This window comes from Micromonospora sp. NPDC048894 (assembly GCF_040649765.1).
Lineage (GTDB): Bacteria > Actinomycetota > Actinomycetes > Mycobacteriales > Micromonosporaceae > Micromonospora > Micromonospora antibiotica.
The window spans coordinates 1-23,581 of the sequence record NZ_JBEZFY010000011.1; the positions used below are offsets into that span (position 1 = coordinate 1).

At 72.9% G+C, this 23,581-nt stretch carries 24 protein-coding genes; 10 read left to right on the plus strand and 14 right to left on the minus strand.

Going from position 1 to position 23,581, the window contains the following annotated elements:
- Nucleotides 1–172 precede the first annotated feature (172 nt).
- The 4 genes from AB0C22_RS22510 to AB0C22_RS22525 form a co-directional block, all read right to left on the minus strand.
- The gene (locus AB0C22_RS22510) at nt 173–829 is read right to left on the minus strand and encodes a DedA family protein (RefSeq protein ID WP_357536838.1); all 657 of its coding nucleotides are present in this window, start codon (nt 827–829) and stop codon (nt 173–175) included.
- Nucleotides 830–907: 78 nt separating this feature from the next.
- Nucleotides 908–1,393, minus strand: coding sequence for a YcxB family protein (locus AB0C22_RS22515; RefSeq protein WP_219463689.1), 486 nt, complete (start codon nt 1,391–1,393; stop codon nt 908–910).
- 33 nt (nt 1,394–1,426) lie between these two features.
- Complete coding sequence (locus AB0C22_RS22520; RefSeq protein ID WP_357536840.1) at nt 1,427–1,861, minus strand: VOC family protein; 435 nt, start codon at nt 1,859–1,861, stop codon at nt 1,427–1,429.
- A 37-nt stretch (nt 1,862–1,898) separates the two neighbouring features.
- The gene (locus AB0C22_RS22525) at nt 1,899–2,291 is read right to left on the minus strand and encodes a VOC family protein (RefSeq protein ID WP_357013769.1); all 393 of its coding nucleotides are present in this window, start codon (nt 2,289–2,291) and stop codon (nt 1,899–1,901) included.
- A 162-nt stretch (nt 2,292–2,453) separates the two neighbouring features.
- On the opposite strand from AB0C22_RS22525, the gene AB0C22_RS22530 reads away from it, so the two are divergent.
- Complete coding sequence (locus AB0C22_RS22530) at nt 2,454–5,321, plus strand: aconitate hydratase (protein ID WP_219463691.1); 2,868 nt, start codon at nt 2,454–2,456, stop codon at nt 5,319–5,321.
- Nucleotides 5,322–5,401: 80 nt separating this feature from the next.
- Here AB0C22_RS22530 and AB0C22_RS22535 read toward each other — a convergent pair whose 3' ends face one another.
- The 4 genes from AB0C22_RS22535 to AB0C22_RS22550 form a co-directional block, all read right to left on the minus strand.
- Nucleotides 5,402–6,013: an ATP/GTP-binding protein gene (locus AB0C22_RS22535; protein ID WP_208569165.1), complete on the minus strand. Its 612-nt coding sequence runs from the start codon at nt 6,011–6,013 to the stop codon at nt 5,402–5,404.
- Entirely contained in the window at nt 5,994–6,380 is a 387-nt protein-coding gene (locus tag AB0C22_RS22540; RefSeq protein WP_208569166.1) for a DUF742 domain-containing protein, read from the minus strand. The genes AB0C22_RS22535 and AB0C22_RS22540 overlap by 20 nt, the downstream gene beginning before the upstream one ends.
- 5 nt (nt 6,381–6,385) lie before the next feature.
- Nucleotides 6,386–6,808, minus strand: coding sequence for a roadblock/LC7 domain-containing protein (locus AB0C22_RS22545; protein WP_208569167.1), 423 nt, complete (start codon nt 6,806–6,808; stop codon nt 6,386–6,388).
- Nucleotides 6,809–6,885: 77 nt separating this feature from the next.
- Entirely contained in the window at nt 6,886–9,318 is a 2,433-nt protein-coding gene (locus AB0C22_RS22550) for a nitrate- and nitrite sensing domain-containing protein (protein WP_357536843.1), read from the minus strand.
- 293 nt (nt 9,319–9,611) lie between these two features.
- Between AB0C22_RS22550 and AB0C22_RS22555 the strand changes: the two genes are divergently transcribed.
- Nucleotides 9,612–9,860 (plus strand): DUF2630 family protein, encoded by a 249-nt coding sequence (locus AB0C22_RS22555; protein WP_208569169.1) that lies wholly within the window; start codon nt 9,612–9,614, stop codon nt 9,858–9,860.
- A 49-nt stretch (nt 9,861–9,909) separates the two neighbouring features.
- On the opposite strand, the gene AB0C22_RS22560 is transcribed toward AB0C22_RS22555, so the two are convergent.
- Together AB0C22_RS22560 and AB0C22_RS22565 are read right to left on the minus strand one after the other, a co-directional pair.
- The gene (locus AB0C22_RS22560; RefSeq protein WP_219463693.1) at nt 9,910–10,833 is read right to left on the minus strand and encodes an RIO1 family regulatory kinase/ATPase; all 924 of its coding nucleotides are present in this window, start codon (nt 10,831–10,833) and stop codon (nt 9,910–9,912) included.
- A 157-nt stretch (nt 10,834–10,990) separates the two neighbouring features.
- Nucleotides 10,991–11,638, minus strand: coding sequence for an HAD-IA family hydrolase (locus AB0C22_RS22565; RefSeq protein ID WP_219463695.1), 648 nt, complete (start codon nt 11,636–11,638; stop codon nt 10,991–10,993).
- Nucleotides 11,639–11,869: 231 nt separating this feature from the next.
- On the opposite strand from AB0C22_RS22565, the gene AB0C22_RS22570 reads away from it, so the two are divergent.
- From AB0C22_RS22570 to AB0C22_RS22600, 7 genes are all read left to right on the plus strand, one after another.
- Nucleotides 11,870–12,442, plus strand: a complete 573-nt coding sequence (locus AB0C22_RS22570) for a TetR/AcrR family transcriptional regulator (RefSeq protein WP_208569172.1) — start codon at nt 11,870–11,872, stop codon at nt 12,440–12,442.
- A gap of 117 nt (nt 12,443–12,559) precedes the next feature.
- Complete coding sequence (locus tag AB0C22_RS22575; protein WP_357536845.1) at nt 12,560–13,507, plus strand: TIGR04222 domain-containing membrane protein; 948 nt, start codon at nt 12,560–12,562, stop codon at nt 13,505–13,507.
- The gene (locus tag AB0C22_RS22580; protein WP_219463699.1) at nt 13,504–14,322 is read left to right on the plus strand and encodes a DUF692 domain-containing protein; all 819 of its coding nucleotides are present in this window, start codon (nt 13,504–13,506) and stop codon (nt 14,320–14,322) included. Before AB0C22_RS22575 ends, AB0C22_RS22580 begins: the two co-directional genes overlap by 4 nt.
- Entirely contained in the window at nt 14,319–14,813 is a 495-nt protein-coding gene (locus AB0C22_RS22585) for a hypothetical protein (RefSeq protein WP_219463702.1), read from the plus strand. The genes AB0C22_RS22580 and AB0C22_RS22585 overlap by 4 nt, the downstream gene beginning before the upstream one ends.
- Nucleotides 14,814–14,875: 62 nt before the next feature.
- Nucleotides 14,876–15,628, plus strand: a complete 753-nt coding sequence (locus AB0C22_RS22590) for an SDR family oxidoreductase (RefSeq protein WP_219463703.1) — start codon at nt 14,876–14,878, stop codon at nt 15,626–15,628.
- 182 nt (nt 15,629–15,810) lie between these two features.
- Nucleotides 15,811–16,533 carry a G/U mismatch-specific DNA glycosylase gene (gene mug / locus AB0C22_RS22595; RefSeq protein WP_219463705.1) on the plus strand — a complete coding sequence of 241 codons (723 nt, stop codon included), beginning with the start codon at nt 15,811–15,813 and terminating at the stop codon, nt 16,531–16,533.
- 300 nt (nt 16,534–16,833) lie between these two features.
- A complete protein-coding gene (locus AB0C22_RS22600) occupies nt 16,834–17,271 on the plus strand; it encodes a hypothetical protein (RefSeq protein ID WP_219463707.1) in 438 nt (145 codons plus the stop codon).
- Between the two features lie 281 nt (nt 17,272–17,552).
- Here the strand turns inward: AB0C22_RS22600 and AB0C22_RS22605 are convergent, their stop codons facing one another.
- The 3 genes from AB0C22_RS22605 to AB0C22_RS22615 all read right to left on the minus strand — a co-directional run bounded on the left by AB0C22_RS22605 (nt 17,553) and on the right by AB0C22_RS22615 (nt 20,732).
- Entirely contained in the window at nt 17,553–19,535 is a 1,983-nt protein-coding gene (locus tag AB0C22_RS22605; protein ID WP_357536981.1) for an ABC transporter ATP-binding protein, read from the minus strand.
- A gap of 158 nt (nt 19,536–19,693) precedes the next feature.
- Complete coding sequence (locus tag AB0C22_RS22610) at nt 19,694–20,461, minus strand: enoyl-CoA hydratase/isomerase family protein (RefSeq protein WP_208569179.1); 768 nt, start codon at nt 20,459–20,461, stop codon at nt 19,694–19,696.
- A gap of 43 nt (nt 20,462–20,504) precedes the next feature.
- Entirely contained in the window at nt 20,505–20,732 is a 228-nt protein-coding gene (locus AB0C22_RS22615; protein WP_007072022.1) for a helix-turn-helix domain-containing protein, read from the minus strand.
- A gap of 202 nt (nt 20,733–20,934) precedes the next feature.
- On the opposite strand from AB0C22_RS22615, the gene AB0C22_RS22620 reads away from it, so the two are divergent.
- Nucleotides 20,935–21,537 carry a cadmium resistance transporter gene (locus AB0C22_RS22620; RefSeq protein WP_308290851.1) on the plus strand — a complete coding sequence of 201 codons (603 nt, stop codon included), beginning with the start codon at nt 20,935–20,937 and terminating at the stop codon, nt 21,535–21,537.
- A gap of 225 nt (nt 21,538–21,762) precedes the next feature.
- Here AB0C22_RS22620 and AB0C22_RS22625 read toward each other — a convergent pair whose 3' ends face one another.
- Nucleotides 21,763–23,367: an ABC-F family ATP-binding cassette domain-containing protein gene (locus AB0C22_RS22625; protein ID WP_219463710.1), complete on the minus strand. Its 1,605-nt coding sequence runs from the start codon at nt 23,365–23,367 to the stop codon at nt 21,763–21,765.
- Nucleotides 23,368–23,581: the final 214 nt, after the last annotated feature.

Consider the following 23,581-nt stretch of genomic DNA (forward strand, 5'->3'; position numbering starts at 1 on the left):
GAACACCGCGTCCTACCGGATGAGCGTCGACAACCTCGCCGACTGGATCGCCACCCGCGGCTACACCTCCTGACCCGCTACTCGTCCTGACCTCGGACACCGATCGGGCCGCCCCCACCCGGGGGCGGCCCGATCGTCGTCGGTACGGCCGGCTTCCGCGCCCGGTTGCAGCTCAGCGGTCGGTGCCGGCCCCCACCGGTTCGGCCTCGTCGATGGTCGTCGTCGACTCCAGGCGGCGGGCTCGGCGGCGCAGCCACCAGGTGCTGGCCACCCCGCCGAGTACGGCCAGGACCAGGCCGGCCCAGGAGATGTCCTTGAGCCAGTGCTCGGCCGCCCGGCCCAGGGTGTAGAGCAGGTAGGTGGTGCCGAAGGCCCAGACCAGGCCTCCGGCCGCGTTGGCCACCAGGAACCGCCGGTACGGCACGTGCAGCGCGCCGGCCAGCGGCCCGGCCAGGATGCGCAGCAGGGCGACGAACCGGCCGAAGAACACCGCCCAGACGCCGTGCCGGGCGAAGCTCTGCTCGGCTCGGGCGAGTTGTGCGGGGCCCAGGTGTTTCGGGAAGCGCCGGCCCAGCCGGGCCAGCAGCGGACGGCCGCCCCGGCGACCCACCGCATAGCCGACGGAGTCGCCGACGATCGCGCCGAACGCCGCGGCGGTGGCGACCCAGTGCGGCTCGACCACCCCGGCCGCGGCCAGCAGGGCGGAGCTGACCAGCACGATCTCGCCCGGCAACGGGACACCCATGCTCTCGACGCCGATCACCCCGGCGACGATCAGGTAGACCACCCCCGGGGGAAGTGCTACGAGCCAGTGCTGAACGTCGACCACTACGGCACCCCTTCCGACCCGACCTCGAACCCTACCCGCGCCGGGCGGGCCGGGCGGGCCCCCGGGAACACGGTGCGGTCAGCGGGGTTCGAGCAGGCCCCGGGCGGTCATGAAGCTGTGCAACGTCGCGGCGTCCTCGGCGGGCATCAGCCAGCGGGGGATCACCGTCGCCGGCATCCGGCCGACGTACACGATCCAGAAGTCGCCGGCCTCCCGCACCCGGGCCACCCCGTCCCAGGCGATGCCGCCGGACTCCGAGCCGCTGCGCATCATGATGTTGTCGTCGGTGATGTCGTAGCCGCCCTCGACCGCGTAGTCGTCGGAGCGGCGTCGGGCCCGCCAGCGCACCCAGGGCGCGTAGAGCATCGACAGCAGCCCGCCCACGAGCAGCACCAGCCACAGCGACGAGAGCCGGCCACCCCGGGAGACGAGCAGGCCGACCGCCCCGGCCGCCGCCAGCGCCACGCCGATGAGGGTGAACCGGCGCAGCCGGACGCTGCCGAGCGCGGCGGCCACCCGGCCCGGGTAGGCGGGGTCGGCGGGGACGTCGAAACGGATGTGCACGCGGAAACGATAGTGCGGCGCGGCGGCGGTGGCTCAGTCGAGGCAGAACTCGTTGCCCTCGACGTCCTGCATCACCAGGCACGACTCGTCGTAGCCGCCGGCGGGCAGCAGGCGTACCCGGGTCGCGCCGAGGGCGACCAGCCGGGCGCACTCCGCCTCCAGCGCGGCCAACCGCTGCGCACCGACCAGGCCGGGGCCGATCCGCACGTCGAGGTGCAGCCGGTTCTTGACCACCTTGCCCTCGGGCACGCGCTGGAAGAACAGTCGCGGGCCCGCACCGGTGGGGTCGACGCAGGCGAACGCGGAGCCCTGCCGCTCGGGCGGCAGGGACCTGTCGAACGCGCCCCAGTCGGCGAACCCCGGCGGCGGTGGCGGGACGACGTAACCGAGCGCCTCGCACCAGAAGCGGGCGACCCGTTCGGGCTCCGCGCAGTCGAAGGTGACCTGGACCTGCTTGACCGACACCATCGGCACACCGTAGCGGCCGGGTCCGACACGGTGGCGCTCAGCGACCGGGGGCCGCCGGCCGGGTCGTCCGGTCGGGCAGCGGGGCGACGAACTCCAGCCGGTTGCCGTGCGGGTCGGCGGTGTGGAAGCGGCGCATCCCGGGCAGCTCGTCGTCGTCACCCCAGGTGACCGGGTGGCCGGCGCGGGCCAGCCGGTCGGCGAGGGCGTCGAGGTCGGGGCGCAGCAGCGCCGGGTGCGCCTTGCGGGCGGGCCGGAAGTCGTTCTCGACGCCGAGGTGCAGTTCGGCGTCGTACCCGGTGAACCAGCAGCCGCCACGGGCGGCGAGGGTCGGGGGTTTGGGTTTCTCGGTCAGGCCGAGGATGCCCACGTAGAAGGCCCGGGACGAGTCCTCGGCACCGGGCGGGCAGGCGAGCAGCACATGATGGATCATGGTGGCACCTCCTCGTCCCGAACCCTGGCACGAGGTTGCGTGAATAGCAAGACGGACGTACGGTTTTGTTGGAAGACGACGAATCGGCAGTAAGTGTTACCTAACCTGGGCGGCCCTCCGCCTGGTGCGACAGACTGCTCAGGACTACTCACGGTCGCTGGTGTGAAGGAGTACGACGTGGCGAGCCTCGACACCTTCGGTGCGAAGACCCAGCTACGCGTCGGAGACGCGAGCTACGAGATTTTCAGGATCGGCCAGGTGCCGGGGCACGACAGGCTGCCCTACAGCTTGAAGATCCTGCTGGAGAACCTGCTGCGGACCGAGGACGGCGCGAACATCACCGCCGACCACATCTCCCAGCTCGGCGCGTGGGACCCCACCGCCGACCCGAGCGTGGAGATCCAGTTCACCCCGGCGCGGGTGCTGATGCAGGACTTCACCGGCGTGCCCTGCGTGGTCGACCTGGCCACCATGCGTGAGGCCGTCCGCGAGCTGGGCGGCGACGCCACCAAGGTCAACCCGCTGGCCCCGGCCGAGCTGGTCATCGACCACTCGGTCATCGCCGACCTGTTCGGCCGCGAGGACGCCTTCGCCCGCAACGTCGAGCTGGAGTACGAGCGCAACAGGGAGCGCTACCAGTTCCTGCGCTGGGGCCAGAGCGCGTTCAACGAGTTCAAGGTCGTCCCCCCGGGCACCGGCATCGTGCACCAGGTCAACATCGAGTACCTGGCCCGCACGATCATGGCGCGCGCAGAGGCGTCTGGAGTCATGCAGGCGTACCCGGACACCGTGGTCGGCACCGACTCGCACACCACCATGGTCAACGGCCTGGGCGTGCTGGGCTGGGGCGTCGGCGGCATCGAGGCCGAGGCCGCGATGCTCGGCCAGCCGGTCAGCATGCTGATCCCCCGGGTCGTCGGCTTCAAACTGCACGGCGAGATGCCGGCCGGCACCACCGCCACCGACCTGGTGCTCACCATCACCGAGATGCTGCGTAAGCACGGCGTCGTCGGCAAGTTCGTCGAGTTCTACGGCCCCGGCGTCAGCGCCGTGCCGCTGGCCAACCGGGCCACCATCGGCAACATGTCCCCCGAGTACGGCTCCACCGTCGCGATCTTCCCGATCGACGCCGAGACCGTCCGCTACCTGGAACTGACCGGCCGCGACGCCTCCCAGGTGGCGCTCGTCGAGGCGTACGCCAAGGAGCAGGGTCTCTGGCACGACCCGGACCACGAGCCGGAGTACTCCGAGCGCCTGGAGCTGGACCTGGGCACGATCGAGCCGTCCCTGGCCGGGCCCAAGCGCCCGCAGGACCGGGTGCCGCTCGGGGTCGCCAAGACGCTGTTCCGCTCGGCGCTGACCGACTACGTCGCCGACGACTCCGCCGGTGAGCGCGACCTCAAGCCCGGCGTCGCCCGCGAGCAGCTCCCCCGGGGCGCGAACGGCCCGGCCGACGAGGCCAGCGCCGAGTCGTTCCCGGCCAGCGACCCGCCCGCCAACGACTTCAGCGACCCCGCCGACGAGCCGCGCGACCTGGAGACCGCCGCCGTCGGCGCCGGGGGCCGGGCCAGCAACCCGGTCCGGGTCACCGGCAGCGACGGGGTGGAGTACGAGCTGGACCACGGCGCGGTGGTCATCGCCGCGATCACCTCCTGCACCAACACGTCCAACCCGCAGGTGATGATCGGTGCCGCCCTGCTGGCCCGCAACGCCGTCGACAAGGGCCTGAGCCGCAAGCCGTGGGTCAAGACCACCCTGGCACCCGGCTCCAAGGTCGTCATGGACTACTACGAGCGGGCCGGCCTCACGCCCTACCTGGACAAGCTCGGCTTCAACCTGGTCGGCTACGGCTGCACCACCTGCATCGGCAACTCCGGCCCGCTGCCGGAGGAGGTCTCCGCCGCCGTCAACGAGGGCGACCTGGCCGTCGTGTCGGTGCTGTCGGGCAACCGGAACTTCGAGGGCCGGATCAACCCGGACGTCAAGATGAACTACCTGGCGTCCCCGCCGCTGGTGGTGGCGTACGCGCTGGCCGGCACGATGGACATCGACCTGGCCAACGAGCCGCTCGGCGAGGACACCGAGGGCAACCCGGTCTACCTGCGCGACATCTGGCCCAACAGCGCCGAGATCCAGGACGTCATCGCCCAGGCGATCGGCGCGACCGGGTTCAGCGCCGCCTACGCCGACGTGTTCGCCGGTGACGAGCGGTGGCAGTCGCTGCCCACCCCGACCGGCGACACGTTCGCCTGGGCCGACGACTCCACCTACGTCCGTAAGCCCCCGTACTTCGAGGGGATGCAGCAGGAGCCGAGCCCGGTCGTCGACATCGCCGACGCCCGGGTGCTGGCCAAGCTGGGTGACTCGGTGACCACCGACCACATCTCCCCGGCCGGCGCGATCAAGGCCGACTCCCCCGCCGGCAGCTACCTCGCCGAGCACGGCGTGCCGCGCCACGAGTTCAACTCGTACGGCTCCCGCCGGGGCAACCACGAGGTGATGATCCGGGGCACCTTCGCCAACATCCGGCTGCGTAACCAGCTGGTCCCCGGTGTGGAGGGCGGCTTCACCGTCAACCACCTGACCGGTGAGCAGACCTCCATCTACGACGCCTCCACCGCCTACCAGGCCGCCGGCGTCCCGCTGGTCATCCTGGCCGGCAAGGAGTACGGCTCCGGTTCGTCCCGGGACTGGGCAGCCAAGGGCACCATGCTGCTCGGCGTCCGGGCGGTCATCGCCGAGTCCTACGAGCGCATCCACCGGTCCAACCTGATCGGCATGGGCGTGCTGCCGTTGCAGTTCCCGGTGGACACCACCGCCGAGTCGCTCGGTCTCACCGGCACGGAGACCTTCTCCATCACCGGCGTCACCGCGCTCAACGACGGCGACACCCCGCGTACGGTGCGGGTCAGCACCGACACCGGCGTGGAGTTCGACGCGGTGGTCCGGATCGACACCCCCGGCGAGGCGGACTACTACCGCCACGGGGGCATCCTCCAGTACGTGCTGCGCCGCATGATCGCCAGCTGACGTCGGCGTACGAAACGGGCCCTCTCCAGCGTGGAGGGGGCCCGTTCCCGTCGACGGGTGGCGGCGGGTCGCGACCGTCGTCAGCGGCCGCCGACCGCGCGCCGCCGGGAGTTCCGGGTCTTCATGGCGTGCTCCAGCAGGGTGATCAGCACGTTGCGGCTGGACTCCCGCTGCCGGGCGTCGCAGAGCAGCAGCGGCACCTCCGGGTCCAGGTCCAACGCCGTACGCACCTCGTCGAGGCCGAACCGCCGGGCCCCCTCGAAACAGTTCACCGCCACCACGAACGGGGTGCCCCGCCCCTCGAAGTAGTCGATCGAGGGGAAGCAGTCGGCCAACCGGCGGGTGTCGGCCAGCACCACCGCGCCGAGCGCACCCACCGCCAACTCGTCCCACAGGAACCAGAAGCGGTCCTGACCGGGGGTGCCGAACACGTAGAGCACCAGGTCGTCGCTGATGGTGATCCGGCCGAAGTCCATCGCCACCGTGGTGGTGCTCTTACGTTCCACCCCGGACAGGTCGTCGACCCCGATGCCGGTCTCGGTCAGCACCTCCTCGGTACGCAGCGGACGGCTCTCACTCACCGCACCGACCAGTGTCGTCTTGCCGGCCCCGAACCCACCCGCCACCAGAACCTTGAGCGCGGTGGGCAGCACCCGTGCCCCCGCCGGACGTTCAGAGCGCCCGTAGTCCATTGATCACCGCCTCGTAGATGCTCTCGTCGTTGACACCGGCCGGCTCCCGGGGTTCCTGTACCCGGACCAGGTCCCGTGCCACCAGGTCACCGAGGAGCACCCGTACGGTGCCCACCGGCAGGTCCAGTCGGGCCGCGACCTCGGCCACCGACTGCATGCGCTGGGTCAGCGCCACTATCGCCACGTGTTCGGGCCCCAGCCCGGCCTCCTCGACCGCGTTCGTCCGGGTCGCCGTGACCAGCGAGATCAGGTCGAACGAGCCGGCCACCGGGCGGGCCCGGCCCCGGGTGACCGCGTACGGGCGGACCACCGGGCCCGCGTGGTCGTCGACCCACTGCTCGTCCGCGGGGTCGCCGTCGGCAGCCATCGCGGTCAGCTCCCACCGGACGACTGGTCGACACCCCGGGCCGGGGACGCCACGTACTTACCCACCCGGGCGACCAGCATCGCCATCTCGTACGCGATCAGGCCGACGTCGGCGTCGGTGCCGGCGAGCACCGCCAGGCACGCGTTCGGCCCGGCCGCGGTGACGAACAGGAACGAGGACTCCATCTCGATGATGGTCTGCTGGACCTGCCCGCCGCCGAACCGTTTGCCGGCGCCCCGGGCCAGGCTCTGGATGCCGGCGGCCATCGCGGCGAGGTGTTCCCCGTCGTCGCGGCCCATCCCCTCGGACGCGGCCATCAGCAGGCCGTCGGTGGAGAGCGCGACGGCGTGCTCGGCCTGCTTCACCCGGCCGACCAGATCGTCCAGCAACCACGTCAGGTCGGCACCGGATGCCGTCGTCTGCCCCACTCGTCGTCCTCTTCCCCGGCGGTTCCGCCGTGCTCGGTTGCCGTGACCCCGTGGACGTCGCGTCCGTCGCGACGCCGTCAGGTGGCCGGGCGGTCTGCGTCGTCCGACCGGTCACCGCTGCGGGTGCCCTCCGACAGCCGGGCCGCGTCGGTCCGGCCGCGTCGGGTGCCCGACTGGTAGGCGCTCATCATCTGGCGCACCTGCTCGGGTGCGCGCCGGACCGCAGCACCGGCCCCGGTCTCCCCACCGGTCGGGGGGTCCCGCAGCTCGGGCGCCAGGTTCGCCTGTCGTACCCGCACCGGCAGGCCCGCGTCGGTCACCGGCCCCTCCACAGTAGGCGACGGCGGGTCGGCGTCGGCGTCCGCCGTCCGTGCGTCCCCGGCCACCGCGACGGTCGGGGTGGACGGTCGGGCGACGGTCACCGGCAGACCGGTCGGGACGGTCGGCGCGTGCAGCGCGTCCTGCGCCGGGCGTCGCTTACGGGACCGGGCCGGCAGGCCCGCCGGGGTCACCGCGTCCGACGGCGGGACGGCCCTCGGGCTCACCGGGGGCCCCGCGTCGGCCGCCGGTGTGGCCTCGGCGGTGGCCGGGCGTCGGGCGACCACCGGAAGCGCGCCGGACGGGCTCGGGTCCCCCGGCACGACCAGCTCCGCCGGGATCAGCACCACGGCGGTGGTCCCCCCGTAGGCGGACTCCTTGAGCTGCACCTTCACCCCGTGCCGCTCGGTCAGCCGGCTCACCACGTACAGCCCGAGGCGGGCGGCGTCGGCCAGGTTCAACTCGGACCGGTCCACGATGCGGCGGTTGGCGGCGAGCAGTTCCTCACCGGTCAGACCCAGACCACGATCCTCGATCTCGATGGCGAACCCGGCGGTCACCAGGTGACCCCGCACCTCGACGGTGGTGTTCGGCGGGGAGAAGGACAGGCCGTTCTCGATCAGCTCGGCGAGCAGGTGGATCACGTCACCGACCGCCCGGCCGGCGAGCGCGACCGGGCCGAGCGGCAGCACGTCCACCCGGGTGTAGTCCTCGACCTCGGCGACCGCGCCGCGCACCACGTCCACCATCGGCACGTTGCGTCGCCACGCCCGACCCGGGGTGGCGCCGGAGAGCACGATGAGGTTCTCCGCGTTGCGCCGCATCCGGGTGGCCAGATGGTCGACCCGGAACAGGTCCTCCAGTTCCCCGGCGTCGTGTTCGCGCCGTTCCATCGCGTCGAGCAGGGTGAGCTGGCGGTGCACCAGCGCCTGGGTCCGCCGGGCCAGGCTGAGGAACACCCCCCGGACGTTGCGGCGCAGCTCGGCCTGCTCGACCGCCGTGCGGATGGCGGTCTCCTGGACGGCGTTGAAGGCTCGGCCCAGCTGACCGATCTCGTCGTCGCCGAAGTCCAGCGGCGGGGCCTCGCGGGCCACGTCGACGTCCTCGCCGTGGCCGAGGCGGTCCACCACTCCGGGCAGCTGTTCGTGGGCCAGCCGCAGCGCGGCGTCGCGCAGCCGGGCCAGCTGCCGGACCAGGTGCCGGGCGGTGCTGATCGACACCACGATCGAGGCGATCACGGCGATCAGGCCGAGGCCGGCGGCGAGCACCAGCCGGACGATGACGCCCACCGCGACCGGGGTGGCCCGGTCGATGAGCGCGTCGCCGACGCTCACCCCGAAGTCCACCTGCGCCTGCATCGCCGGCCCGACGGTCGACTGCCACTCCTGCTCGGTCAGCGGCAGGGTGGTGCCCGACCGGGCCTGCTGGATCACCCGGTCCTCCAGCAGCCGGAACCGGGCCACCGCGTCCGAGCCGGCGAGCTGGTCGTAGCGGACCCGGTCGGCCGGGGACAGCTCGGCGACCGCCTCCGCCGTCTGGTAACGCTGGGCGCCGACCAGTTGGGTGAAGCGGGCGTACTCGTCGCCGGTCATCCGGCCGGCCGCGAGCACGCCGGTGATCAGGGCATCCTGTTGGGAGATCAGCTCCCGCACCTGGTAGAGGTCGACCAGGGTCTCGCTCTCCGCGGCGATCCGCGTGTCGTCGAGCTGCCCCAGCGAGCCGTACATCCGCAGCACCCCGGCGAGGACCCCGGTGTACGCGGCGGACGCCTCGGCCCGGGTCATCCCGGCGTCGCGCACCGACTCCCGGATGCCGGTCAGGCCACTCAGGCCGGTCAGCACCTCGTCGACCCGGCGGCGGGTGTCCTCGCCGGTGGCCAGCTCGGCCTGCCAACTGCCCACCGAGGTGCCGAACTCGTCCGCCACCTGGTCGGTGCGCTGCCACTGGGTGCTCAACGCGTCGAGTTGCCGCTGGGCCCGTTCACCCAGGTAGGCGTTGGCGAGCCGCCGCTCCTCCTGGAGCGCGGTGAGCAGCGACTCCCCGGGGTCGGCCACCCGGCTGTTGAGGGTCTGCACCCAGAGCAGGTTGAAGCCGTCACCGACGGTCACCCACGCGGCGAAGGACCAGAGCGCGACGAGGGAGGTGAGCAGGGCCACGATCTTGGTACGCAGACGCGTGCTGCCGGAACCCATCACACCGCCCCCGGGCCGGACCGTGGCCACCGGACGCCCGACGCGTCACGGCACACCTGAACCCGGCGCACGCTAGCAGTCGGCACCACCATCGCTCAAGCCATGCTGATCATGGAGGCGGGGCCGGTGCCGCAGGTCCTGGGGCGATGGTGACCACCGTGGATGGTGCCGGCACCCCCTGAGGCAGCCGACCCGGCGACCACCCGGCGCGGGCCACGGCCGGTCTGGCCGCCGACGGACCGGCCGGCCCCGAACACGGGCGCGGGCGACCCTGCTGTGCCAGGCTCAGGGGCATGGACGACAAGACCATCCTGCATCGGATCTCGGAACTGGTCGACGAGGAGCACCGGCTCCGCTCGGCCGCCCAGGACCACGAATCCGGCACCGACGACGAGGCCAAGGAACACCTGCGCGCGCTGGAGGAGTCGCTGGACCAGTGCTGGGACCTGCTGCGCCGCCGCCGGGCGGCCCGGGAGGCCCACGGCGACCCGGAGGCCCAGGGGGCCCGACCGGTGTCGGAGGTCGAGCGTTACCTCCAGTGACGCCCCGACGTCCCGGACGGCCGGTTGCCGTCCGGGACGTCACCCCCGTTCAGCGCACCCCCGCCTCGCGCAGCAGCAGCTCGGTGAGGGCGGCCGGGTCGGTGTCGGCGGCGGGCAGCCCCCGGGCGGTGAACCAGGTCGCCACCACCCGCACGTCGCGGGCCAGGAACTCCGGTCCCTGCGGGTTGGCCACCACGTCGACCACCTGCGGCAGGTCGATCATGACGAGCCGCCCGGCGTGCACCAGCAGGTTGTACGGCGACAGGTCGCCGTGGGCGTAGCCGGCCCGGGCCAGCACCACCAGGGCGTCCACCAGTTGCTCCCAGAGGGAGCGCAGCGGGGCCGGGTCGGGGCGTACCTGGGCCAGCCGGGGTGCGGCGGTCCCCTCGTCGGGGTCGCCGACGAACTCCAGCATCAGCTCGGTGCCGAGCAGCTGCACCGGGTACGGCACGGCGATCCGCCCGGATTCCGCACCGATCTCCCAGAGCCGGGACAGCGCGGCGAACTCGGCCGCCGCCCACTGCCCGGCGATCATCTGCCGGCCGAACGCCGTCCGGCCGGCCATCGCCCGGTTCTCCCGGGACCGGCGCACCCGGCGTCCCTCCAGGTAGCCGGCGTCGCGGTGGAAGAGCCGGTGCTGGGCGTCGCGGTACCGCTTGACGGCCAGCAGGCAGGACCGGTCGGTGTCGGGCACCGCCCGGCGGACGAGGTGCACGTCCGCCTCCTTGCCGGTCTTGAGCACACCGAGTTCGGTGTCCCGGGCGGCCAGCTCGGTGACGAGCCACGGCGGGTGCGGTTCCGGACCGTGCACGGCCTCGTCCCAGGAGGACCAGTGGTCCTCGGGCTCGGGCTCGTCCTCGGGTGCGGTGCCGGCCGGCTGCCGGCCGTACGTCAGGAAGGGTGTCTCGTCGTCGTCGAAGCGGCTTCTGCCGCGGCCACGGCGCTGCGGCGCCGGGAGGTCGTGTTCGCGCACGGTGCTGGTGATCCCTTGGTCGAGGCTGGTGAGGGCAGGTGGTACGACCCTGCAAAGACGGCCATGACCGACCTCCTCTCCTCGACCGGGCCCCGCCCGGCTGCGCGCTCCCGCGCGGGCCCATGCTGACCGATACCCCGCCCGGCGCACAACCGGATTACCCCCCGGCGAGCACCACCGAGACCGCCGCGATCAACGAGTCGACGGTACGGGTGGGGGCGAACCGCCCGTCGGTCCAGCTGCGCCCCCGGTGCAGCCAGACGCTGGGCAGGCCGACCGCGGCGGCCCCGCCGATGTCCGCCTCCGGGCTGTCGCCCACCACCCACGCGCCACGCAGCGGCAACCGGGCCCGTTGGGCGGCCAGCGCGAAGATCCGGGGGTTGGGCTTGCTCACCCCGGCTTCCTCGGAGATCACCCAGTCGGCGACGTAGCGGTCGAGGCCGGTCTGCCTGATCTTGGCGTCTTCCAGCCGGACCGAGCCGTTGGTGACCACCACCGGCAGCCACCCGGCGTCGTCGGCGATCCGCAGCGCGCAGGCGACCAGCGGGTCCAGCCGGGTGTAGCCGACCACCCCGTCGTGCAGCTCCTCGACCAGGTCGATGGAGGGGATGCGCAGCGCGTAGCGGTCCCGGATGGCGTCGGCGATGTCCCACCGGTCGGTGAGGCCGTCGGCGTCGATGGACAGCAGCCAGTCGATGTCGGTGGCCGGGGCGCCGATCTCGGCCAGGAAACCCTCGGCCCAGGCGCGGAACGGCCCGGCCCGGTCGAGCAGGGTGTTGTCCAGGTCGAGCAGGAGCAACGGCACTGAGGCACCTTACGGGAGGAAGGACCGCCGCCGACAGGGTCGAACCGCCCGCCGGCGACCGTCGGGCTGCCGGGGCCGGATGGGGGCGGTGGGCGGGTAGGGGGAGGTGACCGGGGCTGTCGGCACCGGCCGATCCTAACCGGACGGGCGTTCGGCAGGACGAGGTGACGACCCGATAGCAAGCCGTACGTACGGTTTGCCTTGCGGAGGGTCACCTGCGACGATCGACCCGTGCCCAGAGTAAGTCAGGACCAGCTCGACGCGCGCCGGCAGGAGATCCTGGGCGCGGCCCGGGCCTGTTTCGCCCGGCACGGCTACGAGGGTGCCACCGTGCGCCGGCTGGAGGAGGCGACCGGCTTGTCCCGGGGCGCGATCTTCCACCACTTCCGCGACAAGGACTCACTCTTCCTCGCCGTCGCCGAGGACGACGCCGCCGTGATGGTCTCCACGGTGGCCCGCCACGGCCTCGTCCAGGTGATGCGGGACCTGCTCGCCCGCGCGGTCTCCCCCGACACCACCGGCTGGCTGGGCAGCCAACTGGAGGTGTCCCGGCGGCTGCGGACCGACCCGGCCTTCGCGCGCCGGTGGGCGGAACGCTCCGCCGCCATCGCCGAGGCGACCCGGGACCGGCTCGCCCGGCAACGCGACGCCGGGGTGCTCCGCGAGGACATCGACATCGACGTGCTGGCCCAGTTCCTGGAGCTGGCGTACGACGGGCTGGTGCTGCACCTGGCGATGGGCCGGCCCGCCGGTGACCTGGGGCCGGTGCTCGACCTGGTCGAGGAGGCCGTCCGCCGGCACTGACCCACCCGGGCCGGCAGCCCGGATCTCGGCTCGGTAACTCGCCCACCGCCCCGGTGCCGGCGTGGCGGGGCTACTCCACAATGAGGCCGCGACCCCCTCGCGCGACAGGAGCAGCTCATGAACACGCTTGCCGCACAGGGCGACACCTGGGGCATCCCCGGGCCGCTCTTTCTGAAGCTCTACCTGCTGGTGGCCGTCGTCGCCGTGGTCGGCACGCTGCTGCACCGCCGCCGTACGACCGCCGGCCCCGACACGGTCACCACGGACCAGCTCGGACCCCAGCAGGTGGCCTACCTCAACGGTGGCGACCAGCTCGCCATCTGGGCGGCGCTGGGTGGGCTGCGCGGCGCCGGCGCGATCGACGTCACATCGAACGGCCGGTTGGTCGCCGCCGGGTCGACACCCAGCGGGCTCACTCCGCTCGACCACGCGATCCGGCACGCCGCCCGCCAGTCGGTCGCCACCCGCGAGCTGCGCCGCAACGCCGGGGTGACCCGCGCCCTGGAGGAGCTGCGGCAGGGGTTGGAGCAGCGCGGCCTGCTGATCGACGCCGACGGGGTACGGGCCCTGCGGCGCGGACGGAACCTGCTGCTGGTGCTCCTGGCCCTGGGTGTGGTGCGGCTGGTCGCCGGCCTGTTCAACGGCCGGCCGGTCGGCTGGCTACTGCTCGCCCTGGCCGGACTCGCAGTGGCGTTCGCCCTGGTGGCCCGTACGCCCCGGCGGACCAGGACGGCGAACGTGATGATGAGTCGCCTGCGCAGCAGCAACCACCACCTCGCCCCCGACGCCGCCCCGGCCTACGCGACCTACGGTCCGGCCGGCGCGGCGATGGGGGTGGCCCTGTTCGGCACCGTCTCCCTCTACGCGCTCGACCCCGGCTTCGCCGCGCAGGCGGAGATCCAGCGGCAGGCGTTGAACGCCAGCAGCGGCAGCGGCTACACCGGTTCCACGGGTGTGACGTGCGGCGGCAGCACCTCGTCGGGCGACAGCGGCTCGTCGGGCGGTGGCGGCAGCTCCTGCGGCGGCGGAGGAGGATGCGGCGGCGGTGGCGGGTGCGGCGGATGACCGGGCCGCAGGGGGTGGGCATCGGCTGGCGGTCGGAGATCGCCGGCTTCGTCGCCGAGCTGCCCGGGCTGCGCTTCGTCGAGGTGGTAGCGGAGTCGCTCAGCCCGGGCAACCCCCTGCCGGCCGGGCTGGCCGGGCTGCGGGAGCGCGGCGTGACCGTCGTACCGCACGGGGTGCGGCTCTCCCTCGGCGGCGCGGACCCGGTCGACCCGGCCCGGGTGACGCACCTGGCCCGGGTGGCCGAGCTGGTCGACGCGCCACTGGTCAGCGAGCACATCGCGTTCGTCCGGGCCGGCGGCCTGGAGGCCGGGCACCTGTTGCCGTTGCCGCGCACCCGGGAGGCGGTGGCGGCGGTGGTGGCGAACGTCCGCCGGGCCCGGGCGGAGCTGCCGGTGCCCTTGGCGTTGGAGCCGATCGCCGCGCTGTTCGACTGGCCCGACGACGAGCTGGACGAGGCGGACTTCCTCACCGAGATCCTGGACGCCACCGACGCGGAGCTGCTGCTCGACGTGGCAAACGTGTACGCCAACGCCCGCAACCGGGGCGAGGACCCGCAGGCCCTGCTGGACCGGCTGCCGCTGGACCGGATCGCCTACGTACACGTGGCCGGTGGGGCCGAGCACGGCGGGCTCTACCACGACACGCACACCGATCCGGTGCCCACCGAGGTGTTGGAGCTGGTCGGCGCGCTCTGTGCCGGCCGCCGACCGCCGGCCCTGCTGCTCGAACGCGACGGCCACTACCCACCCGCCGACGTGCTGCGGGCCGAGCTGGACGCCCTCGCCACCGCTGCCGGCCACCCGGTCGTCACATGAGCCCGACGCACCCCGTCGAGTCGGCCCCGCCGCCCGGTGCCACCGGACCGGTGGGGCTGGCCGCCCGACAGGCCGCGCTGGTCGCCGCCCTGGTCGCGGGGGCCCCGCTGCCCGCAGGCTTCGCCACCGACCGGGTCGACGCCGCCCGGCGGGCGCTGCTGCGCAAGCGGGCCGGCGAGGTCGCCCGCCACTGGCCGCTGCTCGCCGCCGGCCTCGGGGACACCTGGCCGGCCACCTTCGCCGACTGGGCGTCCGGCCGACCCACCGTCGGGTCGCTGCGCGACGGTTGGGACCTCGCACGTGGGCTGCGCGACCGGGACGCCCTCCCCCCGCTCGGCGCGCAGGAGCTGGCCGCCCGCGAGGCCACCCACCGCTACGACGGGCGGCACCCGCCCCGCCGCCGCCGGTTGCCGGCCCTGGCCCGCAGCGGCGACGCCGTCGCCCTCCAGATCGCCGGCCGGGTACGCCTGCTCCGACCGGCCCGCCGCTGACCACCGGCTCGCCTCCCCGGCCCGCCGCGCCACCCACCGCCGGATGCGGCAGGATCGGTGGCATGGATCTCGGACTCACCGATCGGGTGTACGTGTTGACCGGCGCTTCCCGGGGGCTCGGCTTCGCGACCGCGCAGTGCCTGGTCGCGGACGGAGCACGGGTGGTCCTGTCGGCCCGCACGCCGGAGCGGATCGCCGGGGCGGTCGACCGACTCGGTGGGCCGGACCACGCGATCGGTCTCGTCGCCGACCTGGCCGACCCGAGCCTGCCCGAGCGGCTGGTGATCGCCGCCGGAGAACACTTCGGCCGCCTCGACGGGGCGCTCGTCTCGGTCGGTGGGCCGCCCCCGGGCACCGCCGCGCAGGTCAGCGACGCACAGTGGCGGGAGTCCTTCGAGACGGTCTTCCTGGGCACCGTCCGGACGGCCCGGACGGTGGCCGCCGCGCTCACCGATGGTGGCGCGATCGGTATGGTGCTGTCCACCTCGGCCCGGACGCCGATCACCGGCCTCGGCATCTCCAACGGCCTGCGGCCCGGCCTGGCCGGCGTGGCCAAGGACCTGTCCGACGAGTACGGCCCACGCGGGGTACGGGTGCTGGGCCTGCTGCCCGGGCGCTTCCTGACCGACCGCAACCGGGAGCTGCTCGGCGACGACGCGGCGGCCCGTGCCGCTGCGGAGGCCGGCATCCCGCTGCGCCGCATCGGCGATCCGGCCGAGTTCGGGCGGGTGGCGGCCTTCCTGCTCTCCCCCGCCGCCGGCTATGTCACCGGGGTCAGCGTGCCCGTCGACGGCGGCGCGCTGCGCAGCCTGTGACCCCGCGACGCCGTTCGACCAGCCCCGCCGCCGCCCCCGAACCAGCCCCGGCCGCCGAACCGGGCCGCACCGCCCCCGAACTGCCTCCCGCCGTCGCGACCCCCGAACCGGCCCGTCGTCGGGGTGCCGGCGGGCGGCCCTCCCCGGCCCCTGCCGAGCGCCCGTCCACGACCGTCGACGCGATGTCCGACCCGGTCGGGCCCTCCGCCGGCCTGACCCGGCCGGGCGCGTCGCAGGTACGGCGACCGGACCAGCCAGGCACGCCGGAGGTACGGCGACCGGACCAGCCAGGCACGCCGGAGGTACGGCGGCAGGACCGGCCGGGCACGCCGGAGGTACGGCGACCGGACCGGGCGGAGCTGGCAGCGGCGGCGGACCGCACCATCCCGGACGTGATCGGCCCCGGGCTGACGGTGCTCTTCGTCGGGATCAACCCGGGCCTGTGGTCGGCGGCCACCGGGTGGCACTTCGCCCGGCCGGGCAACCGGTTCTGGCCGGCCCTGCACCGGGGCGGCTTCACCCCGCGCCAACTGCACCCCAGTGAGCAGGACACCCTGCCCGGGTACGGCCTGGGCATCACCAACATGGTGGCGCGGGCCAGCGCCCGGGCGGACGAACTGACTCCGGCGGAGCTGGTGGCGGGCGCGCGGACGCTGACCGACAAGGTGGCCCGGTACCGGCCGACCTGGGTCGCCGTGGTCGGGGTGACCGCCTACCGGATCGGGTTCGCCCGGCCGAAGGCCGGTTTCGGCCCGCAGCCGCAACCGCTGGCCGGTGCGCGGCTCTGGGTGCTGCCCAACCCCAGCGGCCTGAACGCCCACTTCACCCCGCAGACCCTGGGGGCCGCCTTCGGCGAGCTGCGCGCCGTCATCGCCGGCCACCCGCCGGCTGACCGGTCGGCGTGACCACCCTGGCGAGATGGACCCCTTCCCGTACCGCATGAACACCGCCGCGAACCACCGGGACGTCTGGCGGGGAACGGCCAGCAGTCCACTCCGCGTGCCGGCTCACGCTGTCCGTGGGGTGGCGCGTTCACGATGTGTCGGGTAAAGGGTGACATTGAGGCAATAAATTGCGCACCCGACTCACTACCCTATTGACGAAGATTTATTTCGAACGTGCTTTCGACTTCACCTTGGTCTAACATTGGGTCCGCAATCGGTCACACGTCGTTAACGCAATTCTCCAGCAGATCAGGAGCAGTTATGCCTCAAGTCCGCTCTTCCCGCTTCATCCGCCTGCTCGCCGCAGGCGCCGCCGGGGCGGCCGCGGTGGCCATGTTCCCCGCGGTCAGCGCCCAGGCGGGCACGTCATCGATCAACGTCTCGGTCAAGGGTGGCTACAACAACACCCATTCCCTCGGCACCGCCACCGGGACCGTCACCGGGACGACAGGCAGCACCCAGGCAAGCTACTCGGTGACACTGTGCGGGCAGAGCACCTACCCGAGCGCCAGCGTCACCATCCAGGGCGGAACCGCCACGGCCACCCACACCGTCTACTACCAGAACTGCGAGACCTTCACCGGCGATCTCGTCTCCAGTTACGGATTCACCAACGTCCAGGTCAGTGTGTCCGGTTCCACCTTCTACCCGGGCAGCCAGTACACCACGTACACGAAGACCAAAACGGTGTACTTCTGAGTTACCGTCGCACCTGATGACGGAACAGGCACCGAATTGACGATCGCCGCCTCGGGCAGCCGCCGCGCCGGCAGCCTGTGAGTCGTGCCGACGGCCGGTGGGACGTGTCGTCGGCACCCGGCGTGGGGAGCGCCGTCGGAATGCGAGACCAGGCCAGGGCCCGCTCCCCCTGGCCTGACCTCGTTTCACTGGCGGCAGCACGCAGCCGAGGTGTGCCCCGACCCCGGTCCGCAGGACACCAGCCGGGTCACCACGCTGGTCGCTTTCGGGACGGGGTCCCGTCAGTTGGCCACGGCCGGGGGCAGCGCCTCCTGCGCGACGTAGGTGCCCATCGGCACGGTGGTGATGATCGGCTCAGGCTGGTCCGCCTCGGCGTACGGGGCAGGCGAGTCGACGACGGCGAACTGGGTGCGGTACAGCTCGGCGTAGAGCCCACCGACCGCGACCAGTTCCTCGTGGCGGCCCCGCTCCACGATCCGGCCGCCGTCGAGGACCAGGATCTGGTCGGCGTCACGGACGGTGGAGAGCCGGTGCGCGATCACCAGCGCGGTACGCCCGGCCAACGCCACGGACAGGGCCCGCTGCACCGCCGCCTCACTCTCCGAGTCGAGATGGGCGGTGGCCTCGTCCAGGATCACGATCGACGGGGCCTTGAGCAGGAGCCGGGCGATGGCGATGCGTTGCTTCTCGCCGCCGGAGAAGCGGTAGCCGCGCTCGCCGACGGTCGTCTCCAGCCCGTCGGGCAGGGCCCGGACCAGGTCGGCCACCTGCGCACCGGCCAGCGCCGCCCAGATCTCGTCGTCCGTGGCGTCCGGCTTGGCGTACCGCAGGTTCTCGGCGATCGTCTCGTGGAACAGGTGGGAGTCCTGGGTGACCACACCGATCTCGTCGCGCAGCGAGGCGAGGGTGGCGTCCCGGACGTCGACCCCGCCGACCCGCACCGCGCCGTCGGTGACGTCGTAGATCCGTGAGATCAGCATGGACAGCGTGGACTTGCCGGCCCCGGACGGCCCGACCAACGCCACCATCTGCCCCGGCTCGACGCGGAACGAGACGCCCTTGAGCACCGGCTCGTTGGCCGTCCGGTCGAGGGTGGCGACCTCCTCCAGCGAAGCCAGCGAGACGTCGGCGGCAGCCGGGTAGCGGAACCGGACATCGCGGAACTCGACCCGGCCGGCGCCCCGGGGGACCGGCACCGCGTCGGGCTTCTCCTCGATGCCGGGGCGCAGGTCGAGCACCTCGAAGACCCGGTCGAAGGAGACCAGGGCGCTCATCACGTCGACCCGGACGTTGGACAGCGCGGTCAACGGACCGTAGAGGCGGGTGAGCAGCAGGGCGAGGGTGACCACGGTGCCCGCGCTGACCGCCCCGGTGACCGCCAGCCAGCCGCCGAGCCCGTAGGTGAGCGCCTGGGCCAGCGACGCGACCAGCAGCATCGCCACGAAGAAGGTGCGTGAGTACATCGCCGACTGGATGCCGATGTCGCGGACCCGTTCGGCCCGCGCGGCGAATCGGCCCGCCTCCACCTCAGGCGTGCCGAACAGCTTGACCAGCAGCGCGCCCGCCACCCCGAACCGCTCGGTCATGGTGGCGTTCATCTTGGCGTCGAGGTCGTACGACTCCCGGGTGATCTCGGCCAACCGCCGGCCAACCCGCCGCGCCGGCACCACGAAGATCGGCAACAGGACCAGCGACAGCAGGGTGATCTGCCAGGAGAGGGTGAACATCACCCCGGCGGTGAGCACCAACTGGATGACGTTGCTGACCACCCCCGACAGGGTGGAGGTGAACGCCCGTTGGGCGCCCATCACGTCGTTGTTGAGCCGGCTGACCAACGCACCGGTCTGGGTCCGGGTGAAGAACTGCAACGGCATCCGCTGCACGTGGTCGTAGACCCGGGTGCGCAGGTCGAGGATGATGCCCTCGCCGATACGCGCCGAATACCACCGCTGGACCAGGGAGAACAGCGCGTCGGCGACGGCCAGCGCGCCGATGATCAGGGCGAGCCGGACGACGACCGCACCCGCCTCGGGGCCACCCCCGCTGATCGCGTTGATCACGTGGCCGGCCAGCACCGGGGTGGCCACCCCGATCACGGCGGCGATGACCACGGTCACCAGGAAGACGACGATGTCCCGCCGGTAGGGGTGGGCGAACGCCATGATCCTTCTCGCGGTGCCCCGGGTGAGCCGGTGCGTGGAGACGTCGTCACCGTGCCGGATCGACCGGAGCATGCTCCAGCCGGCCATGTTGCCGCCCGCCATCGGGTTCATGGGTCACCTCCGCGTCGTGGGCAGCGCGCACCGTCGGGTCGATTCTCCCGACGCCTACGACAACCTCGGCGGCAACCCGGGTCTTCCCGGGCAGTCCCTGCTGTTCGCTCCGGGCAGAGTAGCCGCGGTTCCCGCCCCCGGCGGGTGGGCTATTCGCCGCGGCCGGCGAGATCGCGCAGCCGGCGGGTCTGTGCCTCGCGCTCGGCCCGCTGCTGTTCGGGGTGGGAACGGCCGGCGGCACCGGCGAGCAGCGCCTTGATCTCGACAACCGCGTCCCGGTTGCCGGCGAGCAGGCCGGCGGTGAGGTCCCGGACGGCCGCGTCCAGCTCGGCGGGCGGCACCACCAGGTTGGCCAGCCCGATCCGGTCGGCCTCGACGGCGTCCATCCGCCGGCCGGTGGCGCACAGCTCCAGGGCACGGGCGTAGCCGACCAGCTCGACCAGCCGCTTGGTGCCGGCCAGGTCGGGGACCAGGCCGAGGGTGACCTCGGCCATCGACAGCTTCGCGTCCTCGGCGAGCACCCGCAGGTCGCAGGCGAGCGCGAGTTGGAAGCCCGCGCCGATGGCATGACCCTGCACGGCCGCCACCGAGATCACGTCCGGTCGGTGCAGCCAGGTGAAGCCCTGCTGGTAGTCGGCGATCCGGTCGGCGCACTCCTGCTCGGGCAGGGTGGACAGCTCCGCGAAGGAGCCCGGACCCTGGGCACCGGCCACCGACAGGTCGAGGCCGGCGGAGAACGACCGCCCCTGACCGCGTACCACGACGACGCGCACGTCGCCGGGCAGGTCCCGGGAGAAGTCGCTCATCGCGCGCCACATCGCCGGGGTCTGGGCATTGAGCACGTCGGGCCGGCACAACGTGACCGTCGCGACCGGCCCGTCGCAGTGCAGTAGCACCCCGGTCGTCTCGGCGGTCACCGGACCGCCCGGGGCGTGCTGACGGACGACGCTGGTAGGCGGGTCACGCCTTCTTGCGACGCCGGGCGCCGCCGCGCTGTCGCAGCTGCACACCGGACTCGGTGAGCACGCGGTGGATGAACCCGTAGGATCGCCCGGTCGAAGCGGCGAGCGCGCGAATGCTCTCGCCGCCGGTGTACCGCTTTACCAGGTCCTTGGCGAGCGTCTGACGCTCGGCTCCGACGATCCGGCGACCCTTCTCAGTGCTGGTGGCTGTGCCAGTGGCTGCCATGTTGATTCCTCACGTCCCAGACTGTGCGGTTCGATACGGTCCCACCTATTAGACCGTCTCGAACGATCATGCGCCAGATATCAACTCCACGCCAACCGACACGCTATGCAGTGTCGCCAACCCGATAGAGTGACGCTCCGGACGATCCACGGCGGAGACCGCGCTGCGGTCGCGCCCGTGGGAGGCCCGTAGCCTGCCGGTCGTGACCGACCTGTTGGGCAGCGTGAGCGGAGCGGGGGCCGTCTTCGCGGCCACCAACCTCGACGACATCGTGGTGTTGACCGTACTCTTCGTGGCCGCCCGGAGCACCGGACGACCCCGCCCGTGGCAGATCGTGACCGGGCAGTACCTGGGCATCGCCGCCCTCGTCACGGCGGCTCTGGTCGTCGCCGCCGGCCTGCTGGTGGTGCCCGACCCGTGGACCGGCCTGCTCGGGCTGCTGCCGATCGCGCTTGGCGTCCGGGCGCTGCTGGCCCGCACCGACGACGACACCCCGCCGGCCGTGGTGGGCGGCCTGCTCGGCGTCGCCGGGGTGACGATCGCCAACGGCGCGGACAACATCGCCGTCTACGTCCCGGTGTTCCGCTCCCTCGACCCGGCCACCGGGCTGGTCTACCTGCTGGTCTTCGCCGTGCTGGTCGCCGCCTGGTGCGGTGCCGCCGCGCTGCTCGGTGGGCATCCCCGGGTGGTCCGCCTGGTCGGCCGGGCCGGGCACTGGCTGGTCCCGGTCGTCTTCGTCGCCATCGGCCTGGTGATCCTGGTCGGCTCGGGTGTCCTCGGCCGGCTGGTCGACCTCGCCCGCTGACCACCGGCCGGGCCGCCGCCGCGCCGCCGAGCGTAGGCCGGCGACCACCGGCCGGACCGCCGAGCCGCCGGGCGTAGGCCGCTGACCACCGGCCGGACCGCCGAGCATGGGCCGCTGACCACCGGCCGGGCCGGTCACGGGCCGGTGGGGCAGGGGCCACTGAGCACCGGTCGTTGGCCGCGGCAGCCGACCCCGCCGGCCGTCGCGGGCGGGGTCGTGGCCGGGTCAGGCCAGCTCGACCAGTTCCAGCAGGTCGTCGCTCCAGGCGTCCTCGTCGCCGTCGGGGAGCAGGATGGCCCGGTCGGGCTTGAGCGCGAGCACCGCGCCCGGGTCGTGGGTGACCAGCACGATCGCGCCGGGGTAGTTGGCGATGGCGTCGAGCACCTGCTCACGGCTGACCGGGTCGAGGTTGTTCGTCGGCTCGTCCAGCAGCAGCACGTTCGCGCCGGAGCAGACCAGGGTCGACAGGGCGAGCCGGGTCTTCTCGCCACCGGAGAGCACCCCGGCGGGCTTGTTGACGTCCTCGCCGGAGAACAGGAAGGCACCGAGGATCTTGCGCAGGTCGGTGTCGGACTGCTCGATCGCCGCCGCCCGCATGTTCTCCAGCACCGTGCGTTCCACGTCCAGCGTCTCGTGCTCCTGGGCGTAGTAGCCCAGCCGCAGGCCGTGCCCGGCGTGCACCTCGCCGGTGTCCGGCGGGAGCAGGCCGCCGAGCATCCGCAGCAGGGTGGTCTTGCCGGCACCGTTGAGCCCGAGGATCGCCACCCGGGAACCCCGGTCCACCGCGACGTTCACGTCGGTGAAGATCTCCAGCGAGCCGTACGACTTGGACAGGCCGGTCGCGGTCAGCGGGGTCTTGCCGCACGGCGCGGGGTTGGGGAACCGGACCTTCGCCACCTTGTCGGAGACCCGTACCTCCTCCAGGCCGGAGATCAGCTTCTCGGCCCGGCGGGCCATGTTCTGCGCGGCGACGGTCTTGGTGGCCTTGGCGCGCATCTTGTCGGCCTGCGCCATCAACGCGCCGGCCTTCTTCTCGGCGTTGACCCGCTCCCGGCGACGCCGCCGCTCGTCGGTCTCCCGGGCCTCCAGGTACGCCTTCCAGCCCAGGTTGTAGACGTCGACCACGGAACGGGTGGCGTCGAGGAACCAGACCTTGTTGACCACCGACTCCAGCAGCGAACCGTCGTGGGAGATCACGATCAGCCCGCCCTTGTGGTTGGCGAGGAAACCGCGCAGCCAGGTGATCGAGTCGGCGTCGAGGTGGTTGGTGGGCTCGTCGAGCAGCAGGATGCCGCCGCCGTTCTCCCCGGCGTCGCGGAACAGGATCCGGGCCAGCTCGATCCGGCGACGCTGACCGCCGGAGAGGGTGCCGATGGTCTGGGCCAGCGCCCGGTCGGGCAGCCCCAGGTTGGCGCAGATCCGGGCGGCCTCGGCCTCGGCGGCGTACCCGCCCAGCGAGGCGAACTGGTCCTCCAGGGCGCCGTAGCGGCGGACCAGCTTGTCGTCGACGCCGTCGGCGAGCCGCTGCTCGATCTCCTTCATCTGGGCCATCAGCACGTCCAGCCCACGGGCGGAGAGCACCCGGTCCCGGCCGGTGACCTCCAGGTCGCCGGTACGCGGGTCCTGCGGCAGGTAGCCGATGGCGCTGCGCCTGTCGATCTGCCCACCGTAGGGCTGCCCCTCGCCGGCGAGGACCTTGAGGGTGGTGGTCTTGCCGGCGCCGTTGCGGCCGACCAGTCCGATCCGGTCACCGGGCTGTACCCGCAGGGTGGTGTCGGACAGTAGGATCCGGGAACCGGCGCGCAGTTCCAGGCCGGTGACACTGATCATTTCCGGTACTCGCTCTCGGGGGTCTGGAAGGGCTGACTCAGGGCACGCGAAAGCGCCGGCGGGCGGTGGTTCCCGTCGGCGCGGGGCGATTCAGCCTTCGCAGCGCAGCACCCGACAAGTGTACCGGGCGGCCCGACACGCGCCGCCCGGATTACCGGGCAAGATCATCGGGTACCGGAAACGCCGTCCGGACCCGGTCCGGTACCGCAACCCT